The sequence below is a fragment of the Pseudomonas qingdaonensis genome (assembly GCF_018398475.1).
Classification (GTDB): Bacteria; Pseudomonadota; Gammaproteobacteria; order Pseudomonadales; family Pseudomonadaceae; genus Aquipseudomonas; species Aquipseudomonas palmensis.
Genome location: NZ_CP074676.1, coordinates 551,858 through 569,872 on the forward strand (window position 1 = coordinate 551,858; position 18,015 = coordinate 569,872).

The following is an 18,015-nucleotide window of genomic DNA, read 5'->3' on the forward strand; positions in this document are numbered from 1 at the left end:
TTCTCCCCATCCCCGCCACACGCTACCCTGCATCACCTGCCGTCACCGAGCACGCCCATGGCTGACCCGCTGGCCTCACCAAGCCCTGCCTCCTACCACGAGATGTTCGCGGCGGATGGCAGCGTGCGCCCGCATTGGCAGCGCCTGCACCAGCACCTGCAACGCAGCGGCCCCACCCAGCTGGCCCAGCGCCAGGCCCAACTGGCGCGTCATCTGCAGGAAAACGGCGTCACCTACAACATCTACGCCGACCCCGACGGCACCGATCGCCCGTGGGAGCTGGACCTGCTGCCGCAGCTGATCCCCGCGCAGGAGTGGCAGGCGCTGGCGGCGGGCATCGCCCAGCGCGCGCACCTGCTCAACGCGGTACTGGCCGACATCTATGGCCCGCAGCGCCTGATCGGCGAAGGCCTGCTGCCGTCCGAGCTGGTGTTCGGCCACAACAATTTTCTCTGGCCGTGCCAGGGCATCACGCCGCCTGGCTCGACCTTCCTGCATGTGTACGCTGCCGACCTTGCCCGCGGCCCCGATGGGCGCTGGTGGGTCACCGCCGACCGCACCCAGGCGCCCTCCGGGGCCGGCTTCGCGCTGGAGAACCGCACGCTGGTCACGCGCACCCTGCCGGACCTGTACCGCGACCTGCACGTGCAGCACCTGGCCGGCTTCTTTCGCAACCTGCAACAGAGCCTGCTGCGCCTGGCACCCAGCGGTCAGGAACCGCCACTGGTGGTGCTGCTGACCCCGGGGCGCTTCAACGAAAGCTATTTCGAGCACCTGTTCCTCGCCCGCCAGCTGGGTTACCCGCTGGTCGAAGGCAGCGACCTGACCGTGCGCGATGCCACGGTTTACCTCAAGACCCTGGGCGGGCTGCGCCGGGTGCACGCGATCATGCGCCGCCTGGACGACGATTTCTGCGACCCGCTGGAACTGCGTACCGACTCGGCCCTCGGCGTGCCCGGCCTGCTCGACGCGGTACGCCAGGGCCGCGTGCTGGTGGCCAATGCGCTGGGCAGCGGGGTGCTCGAATCTCCCGGCCTGCTCGGCTTTCTGCCAGCCATCAACCAGCACCTGTTCGGCGAGGCCCTGAGCCTGCCGTCGATCGCCACCTGGTGGTGCGGCGAGCCGCCTGCGCTGGAGCAGGCCCTGGCCAGGCTGCCGGAGCTGCTGATCAAGCCGGCGTTCCCCTCGCAAAGTTTCGCTGCGCTGTTCGGGCGCGACCTGGACGAGGCGGCGCGCGATGCCTTGGCCGGGCGCATCCGTGCACGCCCGTATGCCTACGTGGCACAGGAACTGGCGCAGTTGTCCCAGGCGCCGGTATGGCAGGGCACGCTGCAGGCGCGGCCGATCGGCATGCGGGTGTATGCGGTGGCCACCGCCGATGGCTACCGGGTGCTGTCCGGCGGCTTGACCCGGGTGGCCGCCCTGGCCGATGCCGAGGTGGTGTCGATGCAGCGCGGCGGGGCCAGCAAGGACACCTGGGTACTCGGCGAGGCGGCCCCGGTCGGCGAACAGTGGCAGGCCAGCCGCGCCCTTGGCGTGGCCGATCTGATCCGCCAGGACCCGTACCTGCCGTCGCGGGTCGTGGAAAACCTGTTCTGGTTCGGCCGCTATTGCGAGCGCTGCGACACCAGCGCGCGCCTGCTGCGCATCCTGCTCAGCCGCTACCTGGATGGCGAACATCCGTCCACCTGGCAGGCGGCGGTGGCCCTGGCCGAAGAGCTTGAGCTGCTGCCCCCCGAGGGCACCCTGGCCGAGCGCCTGCGCGCCGCCTTGCTCGATGCCGACTGGGCGTTCAGCCTGCGCGCCAACCTGCAGCGCCTGCAGTGGACCGCCGCCCAGGTGCGCGGCAAGCTCTCGCGGGAGAACTGGCAGGCGCTGGTGGAGTTGCAGCACGAAGCCCAGGCGCTGGGTGGGCAGACGGTGGACTTCGGCGAGCTGCTGGATTTTCTCAACCGCCTGGTGATGTCGCTGGCGGCGCTGTCCGGCTTTGCCCTGGACGACATGACCCGCGATGAAGGCTGGCGCTTTCTGATGATCGGGCGGCGCATCGAGCGCCTGCAGGGCTTGAGCCTGAGCCTGGCCAGTTTTCTGCGCGGCCCCGGCGCCTTCGACCAGGCAGGCCTGGAATGGCTGCTTGAACTGGGCAACAGCAGCATCACCTACCGCTCGCGCTACCTGGCGGTGGCGCAGTTGATCCCGGTGCTGGACCTGCTCCTGCTCGACCAGCAGAACCCCCATGCGGTGCTGTTCCAGCTCAAGCTGCTGGTGCGCGCCCTGGAGCGCTCCAGCGATGAGTTCGGCAGCCCGCCAGACCCGACCCTGGCCCTGCTGGCCGAGCGCCTGTACCACTTCGACCTGGGCAGCCTGGAGCACGCGCTGTTCGGCAAGGCCAGCGTGCGCGCGGTGCTCGATGGCCTGGCCGAGTTGCTGGGCGAGATCGCCAAGGCCAGCCTGCAGGCCTCCGAGCGACTGGCGCTGCGCCACTTCGTGCATGTCGATGACATCAGCCAGCAGACGGTGTCGGCCTGATGAGCGCGCGCTACCAGGTACTGCACGACACCCATTACCGCTATGACAGCCCGGTGTCCCTGGCCCAGCAACTGGTGCATCTGTGGCCACGGGCCTGTGCCTGGCAGCAGTGCGAAGACCGGCAATTGCAGGTCGACCCGCTGCCGACCCGGCGGCGCGACGAGCTCGACGGCTTCGGCAACCCGCTGACCCGGCTGGCGCTGGAGCGCCAGCATGATCAACTGCGCGTGGTGACGCGGGTGCAGGTGAACGTGCTGTCGCGCGCCGCGCCGGTGCTGGCTGCCTCGCCGCCGTGGGAACAGGTGTGCCAGGCGCTGGCGTATTCGGGGCAGGCGCTGCCTGCGGCCACGCTGGAGGCGTGCCGCTTTCGTTTCGAATCGCCGTATGTGCGGCTGAAGCAGCGTTTCGTCGCGTTTGCCGAGCCGTGTTTCGCCCCGGGCCAGCCGTTGCTGCTGTGCGTGCAGGCCCTGATGCAGCAGATTTTCAGCCAGTTCACCTTCGATGCCAGTGCCACCCAGGTGGCCACCCCGCTGGTGGAGGTGCTGCAGCGTCGCCGCGGCGTGTGCCAGGACTTCGCCCACCTGATGCTCGCGTGCCTGCGCTCGCGCGGGCTGGCGGCGCGCTATGTCAGCGGCTACCTGCTGACGCGCCCGCCGCCCGGGCAGGCCCGGCTGATCGGGGCCGATGCCTCGCACGCGTGGGTGTCGGTGTATTGCCCGGTCAACGGCTGGGTGGATTTCGACCCCACCAACAACCTGCTGCCGACGCTGGAGCACATCACCCTGGCCTGGGGCCGGGATTTTTCCGATGTGTCACCGCTGCGTGGGGTGATTCTGGGCGGGGGCAGCCATGACCCGCAGGTGCAGGTGACGGTGTTGCCGCTGGATGAAGGCCCGGCGTGACGGCCCATCACTCCGGCCGTGCGAATTCGACGTTGCTGCCAGTGGCACCGCAGGCATAGGCAGCCAGCAGGCTGCGCATCAGACTACCAAGGGACATGTCCTGTACTCCTAATTGAGAGGTTGTCTCATCGTCCCTGAATGGCGCATGATGGTCCCGCGGATTTTGTGTATACAATCCATAGCGAAAATTTACTACCAGCGCGCCTAACCTGCCCCTTGACTCATATCAGGCCGGTGGGGGACGCTCTGGGGCAGTATAGAAACGGATAAAAAACCCCTGCCAAGGAGATTCACGATGTTTGCCAAAGCTGTTGCGGTATCCCTGCTGACCCTCGCCAGTGCCCAGGTCTTCGCTGCCGATTGCAAGGTCACGGTCGATTCCACCGACCAGATGTCCTTCAACACCAAGGCCATTGAGATCGACAAGAGCTGCAAGACTTTCACCGTCGAATTGACCCACTCGGGCAACCTGCCGAAGAACGTCATGGGCCACAACCTGGTGATCAGCAAAGAAGCTGACATGCAGCCAATCGCCACCGACGGCCTGAGCGCCGGTATCGACAAGGATTACCTGAAGGAAGGTGATGACCGCGTGATCGCCCACACCAAGGTGATCGGTGCTGGTGAGAAGGACTCGGTGACCTTCGATGTTTCCAAGCTCAAGGCTGACGAGAAGTACGGCTTCTTCTGCTCGTTCCCTGGCCACATCTCGATGATGAAAGGCACTGTTACCCTGAAGTAACGCGGCGTTGCCAATCGCGGGTCAAGCCCGCTCCCACAGGTACAACACTGGTCTTGAAGGCAGTGATGTACCTGTGGGAGCGGGCTTGACCCGCGATGCTTTTACGGGGCGAACGGCATCTCGCGCTTGTGATGCGTCTTCTCGTACGTGCGCTTGATGATCTCGAACGCTTCCTCGCTCACTGCCTCGCCGTGCAGAAACGCATCGATCTGCGCATAGGTCACCCCATGCGATGCCTCGTCCGGCTTGCCCGGCGCCAGGTCTTCCAGGTCGGCGGTCGGCACCTTCTCCACCAGTGACTCCGGCGCGCCAAAGCTGCGTGCGATGTCGCGCACCTGATGTTTCACCAGCCCGCTCAACGGCGCCAGGTCGCAGGCCCCGTCACCGAACTTGGTAAAGAACCCCATCACCGCCTCGGCCGCGTGATCCGTGCCGATCACCAGCCCGCCACGTGCCCCGGCAATGGTGTACTGCGCCACCATGCGCATGCGCGCCTTGGTGTTGCCCACCACGAAATCCACCAGCGCCGGCTTGCCGTCCCTGAGCGCCTCGACCTCGGCCGCCAGCGCCTGCACCGCCGGCGCGATGTTCACCGTATGGCATTCGTCGGGCTGGATGAAATCGATGCACGCCTGGGCGTCATGCTCGTCATGCTGCACCTGGTACGGCAGGCGTACGGCGATGAAGCGGTAATGCACATCGCCCGTCTGTTCGCGCAGCTCGTTGATCGCGCGCTGGGCGAGCAGGGCGCCGGTCAGCGAGTCGACACCACCGCTGATGCCCAGCACCAGGGTCTTGAGCCCGGCGTTCTTCAGGCATTGCTGGATGAAGGCCACGCGCCGGGCCTTCTCGGCCTCGAGCGCGGCCGCGTCGGCGAACGGCGGCTGAACCTTGAGCTGCTGCGCAATCTCTCGCTGGACGGCTTGCATGGGTTACTCCTTGGGCACTTTGAATACGTGGCGCAGGTAGGCGACGAAGTTGGCGTCGCGGCATTGGGTCTTGGCCGCTTCATCGGAAATCTTCGCCACCGGCTGGCCGTTGCAGTCGGTCATTTTAAGTACGATGCTCATCGGCGCCACCCCGGGAATGTCACAGGTGAGGTTGGTGCCGATGCCGAAGCTGACATTGATGCGCCCGCGCAAGGCGCGGAATATCTCCAGGGTCTTGGTCAGGTTCAGCCCGTCCGAGAACACCAGCGTCTTGGTCATCGGGTCGATCCCCAGCTTGCGGTAATGCGCGATGGCCTTCTCTGCCCATTGCACCGGATCGCCGGAGTCATGGCGCAGGCCATCGAAGAGCTTGGCGAAGTACAGGTCGAAGTCGCCGAGGAATGCATCCATGGTGATGCAGTCGGTCAGTGCTATTCCCAACAGCCCGCGGTACTCGCGCACCCAGCAGTCCAGGGCGGCGATCTGGCTGTCGATCAGCCGCGGGCCGAGCTGCTGGTGGGCCATGATCCACTCGTGGGCCATGGTGCCCAGCGGTTTGATATCCAGTTTGCGTGCCAGGTGCACGTTGCTGGTGCCCACGAAGCGCGCCGGGAACTCCGCCGTCAGCACCTTCACCACCTGTTCCTGGACCTTGTAGGAGAAGCGTCGGCGGGTGCCGAAGTCGGCCACCTGCAGTTCGGCCAGCTCCTCGCTGCTGGCATTGGCGCGCAGCCAGTCGAACTTGCGGTACAGCTGGTCGCGTGCATCCACCAGCTTGATCTGTGGATAACGGTGCTGGTTGCGCACCTCGCTGATGATCGCCAGCAGCGGCACCTCGAACAGGATCACGTGCAGCCACGGACCGTGCAGGCGCAATACCAGTTCATCGTGCTCGATGGCCAGGTGCAGGTAGCGCAGGTTGAAGCGAAACAGCCCCAGAAAGCGCAGGAAGTCCGGCTTCATGAAGCTGATCTGCTCCAGGAAGCCCAACTGCTCGGCACTGATGCTCAGCTCGCTGAGGCGCTCGATCTGTGCGCGGATCTGCGCCAGATAGGGGCGCAGGTCTTCGCCGTTTCGGCAGCGGAACTCCCACTCCACATCCACGTTGGGGTAGTTGTGCAGCACCGCCTGCATCATCGTCAGCTTGTAGAAATCGGTATCGAGCAGGCTCTGCACGATGCGGTTGGCGAAGGCACTTTCGCTCATAAAGGACTCCAGGTCGGGCGTGCGCCCATCCGGGGCCGCCAATGCAGTCCATTGTGCCAGTCTTTTTGCCGCTGAGGCCGGCGCCGACGGGGTAATTCGGTAGCAGGCTATGGGTAGCGGCGGTTTTCGCATTGGCCAGCTAGCCTCTTATGGTGCCCGCTGTAGCAGATGCGCACCAAGGATGTGCAGTTCGGTTACGTATCTTGTTACAGGCTGGTTGCACGTAAACACAGGTCGGGGTTGCAATGATGGCACTCAAGGGTTGCGCTTCAAGCGGTTCGTGGGTGGCGCCAGGTGCAGGGCAGGAGGTTGCACGGCCCGTGGAAAAGGCGCGAAAGCGGCGCCTGCCGAACCTGATCGCGAGTTTTTACAGAATAAAAATCCAATGGCACGGCCCTTGCTCATCGCAATTGCTGAACGTTGTAGTGCCAACCAAAAAAACTCAGGAGCACCACCTCATGTCGCAGACGTTTTACAAGAAAGGCTTTCTGGCCCTCGCCGTTGCCACGGCGATGGGCGTGTCTTCGTATGTACAGGCCGACGTCAAGATCGGTGTAGCGGGCCCGATGACCGGTGCCAACGCGGCGTTTGGCGAGCAATACATGAAAGGTGCGCAGGCGGCCACCGACAAGATCAATGCCGCGGGCGGCATCAACGGCGAGAAGATCGTGCTGGTCAAGGGCGACGATGCCTGCGAGCCCAAGCAGGCGGTGGCCGTGGCCAACCGCCTGGTCGACCAGGACAAGGTCATCGGCGTGGTCGGGCACTTCTGCTCGTCCAACACCATCCCGGCGTCGGAGGTGTACGACGAGGCCGGGGTCATCGCCATCACCCCCGGCTCGACCAACCCGCAGGTCACCGAACGTGGCCTGAGCGCCATGTTCCGCATGTGCGGGCGCGACGATCAGCAGGGCATCGTGGCCGGCGACTACATCGTCGATGTGCTCAAGGGCAAGAAGGTTGCCGTGCTGCACGACAAGGACACCTATGGCCAGGGCCTGGCCGACGCCACCAAGGCGCAGTTGACCAAGCGCGGCGTCACCCCGGTGCTGTACGAGGGCCTGACCCGTGGCGAGAAGGACTTCAGCGCCGTGGTCACCAAGAACCGCTCCACCGGTGCCGACGTGGTCTACTTCGGCGGCCTGCACCCCGAAGCCGGCCCGCTGGTACGCCAGATGCGCGAGCAGGGGCTCAAGGACGTCAAGTTCATGTCCGACGACGGCATCGTCACCGACGAACTGGTGTCGACCGCCGGCGGCAAGCAGTACGTCGATGGCGTGTACATGACCTTTGGCGCCGACCCGCGCCTGCTGCCCGACAGCAAGGCGGTGGTGGACGAGTTCCGCAAGGCCGGTACCGAGCCCGAAGGCTACACCCTGTACGCCTACGCCTCGATCCAGGCCCTGGCCGCCGCGTTCAACGGTTCCAAGTCGAACAAGGGTGAAGACGCTGCCAAGTGGCTCAAGGCCAACCCGGTGCAGACCGTGATGGGCGAGAAGAAGTGGGACGCCAAGGGTGACCTGACCGTGTCCGACTACGTGGTCTACCAGTGGGACAAGGACGGCAAGTATCACCAACTGGAAAAACAAAAATAACAACGGCCGGCACCCCGGGCACTCGCTGCCCGGGGCGCGCCCCGGTTTTTGCCGTACCTGTCTTTTCTCGTAGATCTGCACAACCCGGCGCCGCTTGTACCGCCTCAACGGCGGTGCAACGTGGTCGGCGCTTGTGCAATCTCAAATACGTGAGATTGCGTTATGGATGGTATTTTCCTGCAGCAACTGATCAATGGTCTGACCCTGGGGTCGGTCTATGGTCTGATCGCCATCGGCTACACAATGGTCTATGGCATCATCGGCATGATCAACTTCGCGCACGGCGAGGTGTACATGATTTCCGCCTACCTGGCGGCTATCAGCCTGGCATTGCTGGCGTATTTCGGTATCGAGTCCTTTCCCCTGCTGATGCTCGGGACGCTGATCTTCACGGTGGTGGTCACCGGCGTGTATGGCTGGACCATCGAACGCATCGCCTACAAACCCCTGCGCAACTCCACCCGGCTGGCACCGCTGATCAGTGCCATCGGCATTTCGCTGATCCTGCAGAACTACGCGCAGATCAGCCAGGGCGCCCGCCAACAGGGCGTGCCGACCCTGCTCGAAGGCGCCTGGCGCCTTGAAGTGGGCACCGGCTTCGTGCAACTGACCTACACCAAGATCTTCATCCTGGTGGCAGCCTTCGTCGGCATGGCCGCGCTCACCTACATCATCAAGTTCACCAAGCTGGGGCGCATGTGCCGGGCCACCCAGCAGGACCGCAAGATGGCCTCGATCCTGGGCATCAACACCGACCGGGTGATCTCCTACGTGTTCGTCATCGGTGCGGTGATGGCCGCGCTGGCCGGCGTGCTGATCACCATGAACTACGGCACCTTCGACTTCTATGCCGGCTTCATCATCGGCATCAAGGCCTTCACCGCGGCGGTGCTGGGCGGTATCGGCTCGCTGCCGGGCGCGATGCTCGGGGGCATCATCCTGGGGATTTCCGAGTCGCTGTTCTCCGGGCTGATCAACTCCGACTACAAGGACGTGTTCAGCTTCTCGCTGCTGGTACTGATCCTGATCTTCCGTCCCCAAGGCCTGCTGGGTCGCCCACTCGTGGCCAAGGTGTAAGTATGTCTGCTGCCAAAAACGCTTCCATCGATATCAAGCGCAGCCTGGTCGATATGGTTCTCGCCGGGCTGATTTCCCTGATCGTGTTCGGCCCCATCGTCGGCGTGGTGCTCGACGGCTACAGCTTCAACATGCAGCCCGCGCGTGTCGCCTGGCTGGTGGCGGGGGTGATGCTGGGTCGCTTCGTGCTCAGCCTGTTCCTGCAGACCAGCAAGGGCCAGGCCATCCTGCAGGGCTTCGAGAGCAGTGGCTCGGGTGTGCATGTACTGGCGCCGGACTACAAGTCGCGCCTGCGCTGGATCATCCCGGCACTGATCGTGATTGCCATCGTGTTCCCGTTCTTCGCCAACAAGTACCTGCTTACCGTGGTCATCCTCGGGCTGATCTACGTGCTGCTGGGCCTGGGGCTGAACATCGTGGTGGGCCTGGCCGGGCTGCTCGACCTGGGCTACGTGGCGTTCTACGCCATCGGTGCCTATGGCCTGGCGCTGGGCTACCAGTACCTGGGGCTGGGCTTCTGGACGGTGCTGCCGCTGGCGGCGATCGCCGCGGCACTGGCCGGCTGCATACTGGGCTTTCCGGTGCTGAGGATGCACGGGGACTACCTGGCCATCGTGACCCTGGGCTTTGGCGAGATCATCCGCCTGGTGCTCAACAACTGGCTGTCGTTCACCGGCGGGCCCAACGGCATGCCGGTACCGTCGCCGACCTTCATGGGCCTGGAATTCGGGCGCCGGGCCAAGGACGGCGGGGTACCGTTCCACGAGTTCTTCGGCATCGACTACAACCCCAACGTGAAATTCCTGTTCATCTACATCGTGCTGTTCCTGGTGGTGCTGGCGGTGCTGTACATCAAGCACCGGCTCACCCGCATGCCGGTGGGGCGCGCCTGGGAAGCACTGCGCGAGGACGAGATCGCCTGCCGCTCGATGGGCCTGAACCATGTGCTGGTCAAGCTCTCGGCGTTCACCCTGGGTGCGTCCACCGCAGGCCTGGCCGGGGTGTTCTTCGCCAGCTACCAGGGCTTCGTCAACCCGTCCTCGTTCACCTTCTTCGAGTCGGCGCTGATCCTGGCCATCGTGGTGCTCGGCGGCATGGGCTCGACGGTCGGGGTGGTGATCGCCGCCTTCGTGCTGACCGTGGCGCCGGAGCTGCTGCGCAGCTTCTCCGAGTACCGCGTGCTGCTGTTCGGCGTGCTGATGGTGTTGATGATGATCTGGCGACCGCGTGGGCTGATCCGCATCAGCCGCACCGGTGTGGTCCCGCGTAAAGGAGTGGCGCCATGAGCGACGAAGTGATTCTTTCGGTCGACAACCTGATGATGCAGTTCGGCGGCATCAAGGCGCTCAGCGACGTGAGCCTGAAGGTCCGGCGCAACGCCATCTTCGCGCTTATCGGCCCCAACGGCGCGGGCAAGACCACCGTGTTCAACTGCCTTACCGGGTTCTACAAGGCCAGCGGCGGCAAGATCGAGCTGAACCTGCGCGGCACTCGCACCAATGTCATCCAGCTGCTGGGCGAACGCTTCCAGGCGGCCGACTTCGTGTCGCCCAGAAGCTTTGCCAGCCGCCTGTACTACAAGATGTTCGGCGGCACCCACCTGGTCAACCGGGCGGGGCTGGCGCGTACTTTCCAGAACATTCGCCTGTTCAAGGAAATGTCGGTGGTGGAGAACCTGCTGGTGGCCCAGCACATGTGGGTCAACCGCAACCTGCTGGCCGGGGTGCTCAACACCAAGGCCTACCGTCAGGCCGAGAGCGACGCCCTGGACCATGCCTTCTACTGGCTGGAGGTGGTCGACCTGGTGGACTGCGCCAACCGCCTGGCCGGCGAACTCTCCTATGGCCAGCAGCGCCGCCTGGAAATTGCCCGGGCCATGTGCACGCGCCCGCAGATCATCTGCCTGGACGAACCCGCCGCCGGCCTCAACCCGCAGGAAACCGAAGCGCTCAGCCGCATGATCCGCGTGCTGCGCGACGAGCATGACCTGACGGTGGTACTGATCGAACATGACATGGGCATGGTAATGAGCATTTCCGACCATATCGTGGTGCTGGACCACGGCAACGTGATCGCCGAGGGCGCGCCGCAGGAGATCCGCAACAACCCGACGGTGATCGCGGCCTACCTGGGCGCCGATGAAGAGGAGCTGGCATGAGCGTACCGATCCTCGAACTGAAGGACCTGAACGTGTTCTACGGCCCGATCCAGGCGCTGAAAAAGGTCTCGATGCACATCGACGAAGGCGAGACGGTAAGCCTGATCGGCTCCAACGGCGCGGGCAAGTCCACGCTGCTGATGTCGATCTTCGGCCAGCCGCGCGCGGCGTCGGGGCAGATCCTCTACCGGGGCACCGATATCACCCACAAGTCGTCCCACTACATCGCCTCCAACGGCATCGCGCAGTCGCCGGAGGGGCGCCGGGTGTTCCCGGACATGTCGGTGGAAGAGAACCTGATGATGGGCACCATCCCGATTGGCGACAAGTTCGCCGGCGAGGACATGCAGCGCATGTTCGAGCTTTTTCCGCGGCTCAAGGAACGGCGCAACCAGCGGGCGATGACCATGTCCGGTGGCGAGCAGCAGATGCTGGCGATTGCCCGGGCGCTGATGAGCCGGCCCAAGTTGCTGTTGCTGGATGAACCGTCGCTGGGGCTGGCGCCGATCGTGGTCAAGCAGATCTTCTCGACCTTGCGCGAGCTGGCCAAGACCGGCATGACCATCTTCCTGGTGGAACAGAACGCCAACCATGCGCTCAAGCTGTCGGACCGCGCCTACGTGATGGTCAACGGGCAGATCCGCATGACCGGCACCGGCCAGGAACTGCTGGTCAACGAGGAGGTGCGCAACGCGTATCTGGGTGGGCACTGACACTGCCCAACCACACAGACCCCGGCTTGCCGGGGTTTTTTTTGTGCGTATTACGGCCCAATCGCGGGTCGAGCCCGCTCCCACAGGGGCAGCGGTGAACCTTGTGGGAGCGGGCTTGAATCGCGATCGGGCCGCAGATCGGCCTTGCGGCAGATTGTGGAAAAGTTATTTGAAGGTGTGCAGGTAACGCGACACAACGTCGCTCCAGGCACTTGTTTTCAAAGGCATTGAAGTTGTCCCCGATTCGTGTGGAACCGACTGTGGGTAACTTGGTAGTACATGGCTGAAGACCATGTAATACAAGGCTTACAGAGGTGTGGTTGTTTTTTGAGCAGCGGTTTTTCAGACGCTGCAGCGGGCATTTGTCAAGGCTTTTATGGCGAGGTCGATTGCCCCTCATTTCACCTGTGCAGCCTGTGGATAACTCTGTGGGCAAGCACTGGAAAGACTGGTGCAGGCAGCGAGATCAAAGGCCTCGGGCCATCACTGCAGTTATCCTTTTGCCTCTCTGACTGTCGCGTTGTTCAAGGGGCGGCCGCCAGGTCAAGCGAAATACTTCCCGCGCCAGGCCACAGCCCGCTCAAACCGTGGGCCGCAGCCTGTGCAGTTGCCCCCAGTCTGTGTGGAAGGGCCTGTGGATAACGTGCGTACAGCTCGCGCCGGGCCTTGCGGGGCAAGGCTTTCAGGGTTTTGATCGTTTTTTGTACAGTTGATTTTCGGCTTGCTGCGCAGCGCCGTGGCGGGGCATGCTGCACGCCCTGTCGATCAGTTGCCCGTGGGCACGTTTTCCCGAGGAGATTTTCCATGACTTCCACCGTATTCATCACGGGCGCCACCTCCGGTTTTGGCGAAGCCTGCGCACGTCGCTTCGCCGAGGCGGGCTGGTCGCTGGTGCTGACCGGTCGGCGCCAGGAGCGCCTGGAGGCGCTGTGTGCGGAGCTGTCCAAGCAGACCGAAGTGCATGGCCTGGTACTCGATGTGCGTGACCGCAAGGCCATGGAAGCGGCCATCGAAGGCTTGCCGCCGACCTTTGCCAAGCTGCGCGGGCTGATCAACAACGCCGGCCTGGCCCTGGGTGCCGACCCGGCGCCCAAGTGCGACCTGGACGACTGGGAGACCATGGTCGACACCAACATCAAGGGCCTGATGTACAGCACCCGCCTGCTGCTGCCGCGCCTGATCGCCCACGGGCGTGGCGCGACGATCCTCAACGTCGGGTCGGTGGCGGGCAACTATCCGTACCCGGGCAGCCATGTGTATGGCGGTACCAAGGCGTTCGTCGGGCAGTTCTCGCTGAGCCTGCGCTGCGACCTGCAGGGCACGGGCGTGCGGGTCAGCAACATCGAGCCGGGGCTGTGCGAGAGCGAGTTCTCGCTGGTGCGCTTCGGGGGTGACAAGGCGCGCTACGACGCCACCTATGCCGGTGCCGAGCCGATCCAGCCGCAGGACATTGCCGAGACCATCTTCTGGATTCTCAACCAGCCGGCGCACATCAACATCAACAGCCTCGAGCTGATGCCGGTGAGCCAGGCGTGGGCGGGGTTCTCGATCGATCGTTCGAAGGCCTGAGTGCACTGTCGCCGGCAAGGCCGGCTCCTGCAACTCATGTAGGAGCCAGCGTTGCTGGCGAAGGCGTCAGAGGGCGCGCTGCAACCCTTCCAGGCAGGTCGCCAGGTGGTACGGCGTGGTCGACGGCATATCGTGCCGGCTCACCGCGCCACTGGCGTCGCGGCATTCATGCCAGCCGCCGTCATGCAGAAAGTTCTGCTGCAATGCCTGCAGTTGCGCCAGCACCTTGCCCGCGCTGTCGGGCCGCAGCGCCAACGCACGCAGGTACTCGGCCTGGGCCCAGATGCGCTGGGTGGCGTCACGCACGCTGCCGTCGACATTGAGCATCGCCAGCACCGCACCGTCCTTTACCCCCTGTTGCTCGGCATAGCCGAATGCGCGGCTCAACGAGCCATGCAGCGCGCCGCCGCGCAGCAGCGGTGAGGATTCGAGCAGATAGAACCACTCGAACTGGTGCCCCGGTTCGAACCAGTTATCCACAGCCCCGCGCGGTTTCTCCAGCATCACCCCATGTGCCGGGTCGATGAAGTGTGCCTGCATGGCCTCGGTGAGGTTCACCAGCGCGTCCTGTACCACCGCGTCGTGACGCACCGACAGGGTGGCGAGGAAGGCTTCGGCCAGGTGCATCAGCGGGTTCTGCAACGGCCCGCTGCCCAGCGTCGACCAGTCTTCGGCCAGGCTCGCCTCGTACAGGCCGTGCTCGGTGGCAAAGCGCTCCAGCACCACTTCAAGGGCTGCATTCAAGGTCGACTCGGCCATTGCTTCGTTCACCTTGCCCCAGTAATGCGCGCAGGCGAACACGATGAAGGCGTGGGTGTAGAGGTCCTTGGTGCGGTCCAGCGGGTTGCCCTGGGCGTCGATGCTGTAGAACCAGCCGCCGTGCTCGGCGTCGTGAAAGTGGCGTTGCAGGGTGCGCAGCAGGGCGGCGGCACGTTCCGCGGCGCCGGGCTGCTCGATGCGGCTGCTGAACAGGTACAGCTGGCGCGCGCAGGCCATGGCACGGTAGCGCTGTACCGGCAGGGGCCGGTGCTGCGGGTCGAGGGCTTCGAATGGCAGGGCCATGTCCGCGTTCCAGCCCGGGCCTTGCCACAGCGGCACGATGCGCTGGGCGAAGTGCTGCTGGACGCTGTCGAGCAGGGCAGGGAGTTCAGGCTGGGCGGTACGAAGGTCGGGCATGGAGAGGCGTCGTCGCGGTGGGCGTTTGTGGCGCATGGTAGCAGGAATTGCGGTTCGGCTTGAGCACCCCTTCGCTGGCAAGCCAAGGGCTCAGCGCAGATCGCCGAGCCCTTGCCAGTACTTGGCCCCGACAAAGATGAAGCGCAACTGCTGGGTGATCTTCGCCTGCGCGCTCAACTGCCCCGGTACCGGCTCGGCCGGCGAGTCGATCAGCTCGGGCAGGGTGGCGAACACGGTCTTGACCACCAGGTCGGCCATCACCCCCAGTGCCGCGTCGTCCAGATGCCGCCAGCGCGGCATGCGTTGGAGGTCCGCCGCCAGGTCCGAGCTGATCCCTTCGCGCAGCTTGGCGATGGCCTGGCGCACCGGCTGCGAGCCACCGTACTGCTCGCGGGCCAGGAACAGGAACTGCGCCCGGTTGGCCGCCACCACATCGAGAAAGATGCGCACCGAAGCATCGGTGATGCCGCCCAGTTCGAATTCGTTGTGGCGCACCAGGCGGATGGTCTGGCGGAAGGTTTCGTCCACCTCGTTGACCAGTGCCAGCCCCAGCTGGTCCAGGTCGCAGAAGTGGCGGTAGAAGCCGGTGGGCACGATGCCGGCGGTCTTGGCTACCTCGCGCAGGCTGATGCTGCCAAAGCCTCGGCCGCTCTCCATCAGGTGGCGGGCGGCATCCAGCAGGGCCTGTCGGGTCTGTAGCTTTTGTTCGGCGCGCGGCAGCATGGCGAGTATCGGTTCACAGTCATACAGCCCTGCACTCTAGGGCCTGGGCCGCAAAAAACAAAGCCCGGTCGATGGACCGGGCTGTGGGCGCGGGCACTGGCGCATGGGCTCAGCTCGCGCGGCTGTTGCGTTCGATCAGACGGTCCGAGCCGCCTTCGGCGATGCGAGTGCTGCGTTCGACAAGGCGGTCGGAACCACCTTCGGCAACGCGGTTGCTGCGCTCGATCAGGCGGTCAGAACCGCCTTCGGCCAGGGTCTTGAGGGGCTGTGCAATGACGCTGGCGCTGTCGCGGGCTTCGGCCGAGAGGTTCTGTTCGGTGGCGGGTACGGCGAAGGCGTTGGCAGCCAGCAGGCTGAGGGCAAAACTGAGCAGCAATGGGCGTTTCATGATCTGGCGCTCCTTGGGAGGGCTGGTAAGTGAGTACGGCGCCAATGCTACGCTTGGGGGTCAGATAAAGAAGTTCATAAAGATAATGGTAACAATCGACGGCATTGATAGTCGGAAGTGTTAAGTGCCCTCAACGGGCATGGCTGTTCGCCATGCTGTCATCAGGAGATTCGTGCAATGACGCGCCCTGCCAAAATTCTCACCTGGACCTTCGCCACTGTGCTGTTGTTGCTGGCGGTCCTGATCATCGTCATCGCCACCTTCGACTGGAACCGCATCAAGCCCACCCTCAACGAAAAGGTCTCCGAGGCCTTGCACCGACCTTTTGCGATCAATGGCGACCTGGCCGTGCGCTGGCAGCGCGATCGCGACGAGGGCGGCTGGCGCGCCTGGGTGCCATGGCCGCGCTTCATCGCCCAGGACCTGACCCTGGGCAACCCCGAGTGGCTCAAGGCGCCGCAGATGGTCGGCCTGCAGCGCGTGGAGTTTCGCCTCTCGCCGCTGCCGCTGCTGGCCCAGCGCATCGTGATCCCGCGTATCGACCTGACCCTGCCGGTGGCCAGCCTCAAGCGCCTGGCCGATGGCCGCGCCAACTGGACCTTCGATTTCGGGCCCAAGGACGAGAACGCCGAGCCGTCCAAATGGGTGCTGGATATCGGCGCCATCGGCTTCGACAAGGGCGAGGTGGCCTTCGACGACCAGACCCTCAAGACCGTGGTGAAGGTGCAGGTCGACCCGCTGGGCAAGCCCATCCCGTTCACCGACATCGTCGGCAAGGCCAGCGCCGACAAGGCGGCGAGCCAGGGCTCGGCGCCCCAGGACTACGCCTTCGGCTTCAAGGTCGACGGCCGCTACAAGGGCCAGCCGTTGAATGGCAGCGGCAAGATCGGCGGGCTGCTGGCACTGCAGGACGCCACGCAGCCGTTTCCGCTGCAGGCTGACGTGCGCATCGCCGACACGCGCGTCGCAGTGGCCGGCACCCTGACCGACCCGCGCAACCTTGGCGCGCTCGACCTGCGCCTGCGCCTGTCGGGCGCAAGCCTGGGCAATCTGTACCCGCTGACCGGCGTGACCCTGCCCGACTCGCCGGCCTATTCCACCGACGGCCACCTGATCGCCAAGCTGCACGAGCCGGGCGGGGCGGTGTTCCGCTACGAGGGCTTCAACGGCAAGATCGGCGACAGCGATATCCATGGCGACCTGGCTTTCGTCGCCAGCCAGCCGCGGCCAAAGCTCACCGGCAAGCTGGTGTCCAACCAACTGCTGTTCAAGGATCTTGGCCCGCTGATCGGCGCCGACTCCAACGCCGAACAGAAGGCCCGTGGTGGCGCGAGCAAGCAGCCGGCCGGCAAGGTGCTGCCGGTGGAGGAGTTTCGCACCGAGCGCTGGCGCACCATGGACGCCGACGTGAGCTTCAGCGGCAAGCGCATCGTGCACAGCGAAGAACTGCCCTTCAAGGACCTGGCCGCGCACTTCGTGCTCGATGACGGCGTGCTGCGCCTGGAGCCGCTGAGTTTCGGCGTGGCCGGCGGCAAGCTGGATGCGCAGATCCGCCTGGATGGCCGCGCGGTGCCGATGCAGGGGCGTGCGCGTATGAGTGCGCGCAACTTCAAGCTCAAGCAGCTGTTCCCCACCTTCGAACCGATGAAGACCAGCTTCGGTGCGCTCAATGGCGATGCCGACATCAGTGGCCGCGGCAACTCGGTGGCGGCCTTGCTGGGCACCTCCAATGGCGACCTGCGGCTGCTGATCAACGATGGCGCGATCAGCCGTGGCCTGATGGAGATCGCCGGGCTCAACGTGGGCAACTACGTGGTGGGCAAGCTGTTTGGCGACAACGAGGTGAAGATCAACTGCGCGGCGGCGGACTTCGGCATCAAGGACGGCCTGGCCAGTACGCGCCTGTTCGTGTTCGACACCGAGAACGCGATCATCTACATCGATGGCACGGCCAACTTCGCCACCGAGCAACTGGACCTGAAGATCAACCCCGAGTCCAAGGGCCTGCGCCTGTTCTCGCTGCGCTCGCCGTTGTACGTGCGCGGGCCGTTCGCCAAGCCGAGTGCAGGCGTGCAGGCGATTCCGCTGGCGTTGCGCGGGGCCGGGATGGTGGCGTTGGGGGTGGCGGTAGCGCCGGCGGCGGCGTTGCTGGCGCTGGTGGCGCCCAGTGGCGGGGACGAAAACCAGTGCACGCCGTTGCTGGAGCAGATGCGTTCGGGCAAGGCGCCCAAGACCGTCAAGGCTGGCTGAAAAAGCTTTGCCGGTAAGGCGGCTCCTGTAGGAGCCGGCCTTGCCGGCGAAGGGGCGC

14 protein-coding genes and 1 pseudogene are annotated in these 18,015 nt (G+C 64.8%); 10 read left to right on the forward strand and 5 right to left on the reverse strand.

All coding sequences use genetic code 11. From position 1 onward, the window contains the following. Positions 1-57 precede the first annotated feature (57 nt). From KH389_RS02535 to azu, 3 genes are all read left to right on the forward strand, one after another. Positions 58-2,529 (forward strand): circularly permuted type 2 ATP-grasp protein, encoded by a 2,472-nt coding sequence (locus KH389_RS02535; RefSeq protein WP_213606819.1) that lies wholly within the window; start codon positions 58-60, stop codon positions 2,527-2,529. Further along, positions 2,529-3,431, forward strand: a complete 903-nt coding sequence (locus KH389_RS02540) for a transglutaminase family protein (RefSeq protein WP_213606821.1) — start codon at positions 2,529-2,531, stop codon at positions 3,429-3,431. Before KH389_RS02535 ends, KH389_RS02540 begins: the two co-directional genes overlap by 1 nt. A 295-nt stretch (positions 3,432-3,726) precedes the next feature. Next, the gene (gene azu / locus KH389_RS02545; RefSeq protein ID WP_043863517.1) at positions 3,727-4,173 is read left to right on the forward strand and encodes an azurin; all 447 of its coding nucleotides are present in this window, start codon (positions 3,727-3,729) and stop codon (positions 4,171-4,173) included. Positions 4,174-4,274: 101 nt separating this feature from the next. On the opposite strand, the gene nadE is transcribed toward azu, so the two are convergent. Both nadE and pncB read right to left on the reverse strand, forming a co-directional pair. Further along, on the reverse strand, positions 4,275-5,102 hold the full coding sequence (gene nadE, locus KH389_RS02550; RefSeq protein WP_213606822.1) for an ammonia-dependent NAD(+) synthetase: 828 nt from the start codon (positions 5,100-5,102) through the stop codon (positions 4,275-4,277). 3 nt (positions 5,103-5,105) lie between these two features. Beyond that, positions 5,106-6,308: a nicotinate phosphoribosyltransferase gene (pncB, locus tag KH389_RS02555; protein WP_043863515.1), complete on the reverse strand. Its 1,203-nt coding sequence runs from the start codon at positions 6,306-6,308 to the stop codon at positions 5,106-5,108. Positions 6,309-6,766: 458 nt separating this feature from the next. On the opposite strand from pncB, the gene KH389_RS02560 reads away from it, so the two are divergent. The 6 genes from KH389_RS02560 to KH389_RS02585 all read left to right on the forward strand — a co-directional run bounded on the left by KH389_RS02560 (position 6,767) and on the right by KH389_RS02585 (position 13,420). Beyond that, positions 6,767-7,903 (forward strand): branched-chain amino acid ABC transporter substrate-binding protein, encoded by a 1,137-nt coding sequence (locus tag KH389_RS02560; RefSeq protein ID WP_213606825.1) that lies wholly within the window; start codon positions 6,767-6,769, stop codon positions 7,901-7,903. A gap of 162 nt (positions 7,904-8,065) precedes the next feature. Further along, the gene (locus KH389_RS02565) at positions 8,066-8,980 is read left to right on the forward strand and encodes an ABC transporter permease subunit (protein WP_043863513.1); all 915 of its coding nucleotides are present in this window, start codon (positions 8,066-8,068) and stop codon (positions 8,978-8,980) included. A gap of 2 nt (positions 8,981-8,982) precedes the next feature. Continuing rightward, entirely contained in the window at positions 8,983-10,266 is a 1,284-nt protein-coding gene (gene livM / locus KH389_RS02570) for a high-affinity branched-chain amino acid ABC transporter permease LivM (RefSeq protein WP_043863512.1), read from the forward strand. Next, a complete protein-coding gene (locus tag KH389_RS02575) occupies positions 10,263-11,138 on the forward strand; it encodes an ATP-binding cassette domain-containing protein (protein WP_054916169.1) in 876 nt (291 codons plus the stop codon). Before livM ends, KH389_RS02575 begins: the two co-directional genes overlap by 4 nt. Next, positions 11,135-11,851: an ABC transporter ATP-binding protein gene (locus KH389_RS02580; RefSeq protein WP_213606827.1), complete on the forward strand. Its 717-nt coding sequence runs from the start codon at positions 11,135-11,137 to the stop codon at positions 11,849-11,851. Before KH389_RS02575 ends, KH389_RS02580 begins: the two co-directional genes overlap by 4 nt. An 804-nt stretch (positions 11,852-12,655) precedes the next feature. Continuing rightward, positions 12,656-13,420, forward strand: a complete 765-nt coding sequence (locus tag KH389_RS02585) for an SDR family oxidoreductase (RefSeq protein WP_043863510.1) — start codon at positions 12,656-12,658, stop codon at positions 13,418-13,420. A gap of 66 nt (positions 13,421-13,486) precedes the next feature. Here the strand turns inward: KH389_RS02585 and KH389_RS02590 are convergent, their stop codons facing one another. The 3 genes and pseudogenes from KH389_RS02590 to KH389_RS02600 form a co-directional block, all read right to left on the reverse strand. Continuing rightward, the gene (locus KH389_RS02590; RefSeq protein WP_043863509.1) at positions 13,487-14,596 is read right to left on the reverse strand and encodes an AGE family epimerase/isomerase; all 1,110 of its coding nucleotides are present in this window, start codon (positions 14,594-14,596) and stop codon (positions 13,487-13,489) included. 90 nt (positions 14,597-14,686) lie between these two features. Then, positions 14,687-15,319, reverse strand: coding sequence for a TetR family transcriptional regulator (locus KH389_RS02595; protein WP_058541583.1), 633 nt, complete (start codon positions 15,317-15,319; stop codon positions 14,687-14,689). Positions 15,320-15,431: 112 nt separating this feature from the next. Continuing rightward, positions 15,432-15,707 (reverse strand): annotated as a pseudogene (locus KH389_RS02600) (phage infection protein); the annotation flags it as partial. Between the two features lie 177 nt (positions 15,708-15,884). Here KH389_RS02600 and KH389_RS02605 point away from each other — a divergent pair. Beyond that, the gene (locus KH389_RS02605) at positions 15,885-17,957 is read left to right on the forward strand and encodes an AsmA family protein (RefSeq protein ID WP_213606829.1); all 2,073 of its coding nucleotides are present in this window, start codon (positions 15,885-15,887) and stop codon (positions 17,955-17,957) included. Positions 17,958-18,015: the final 58 nt, after the last annotated feature.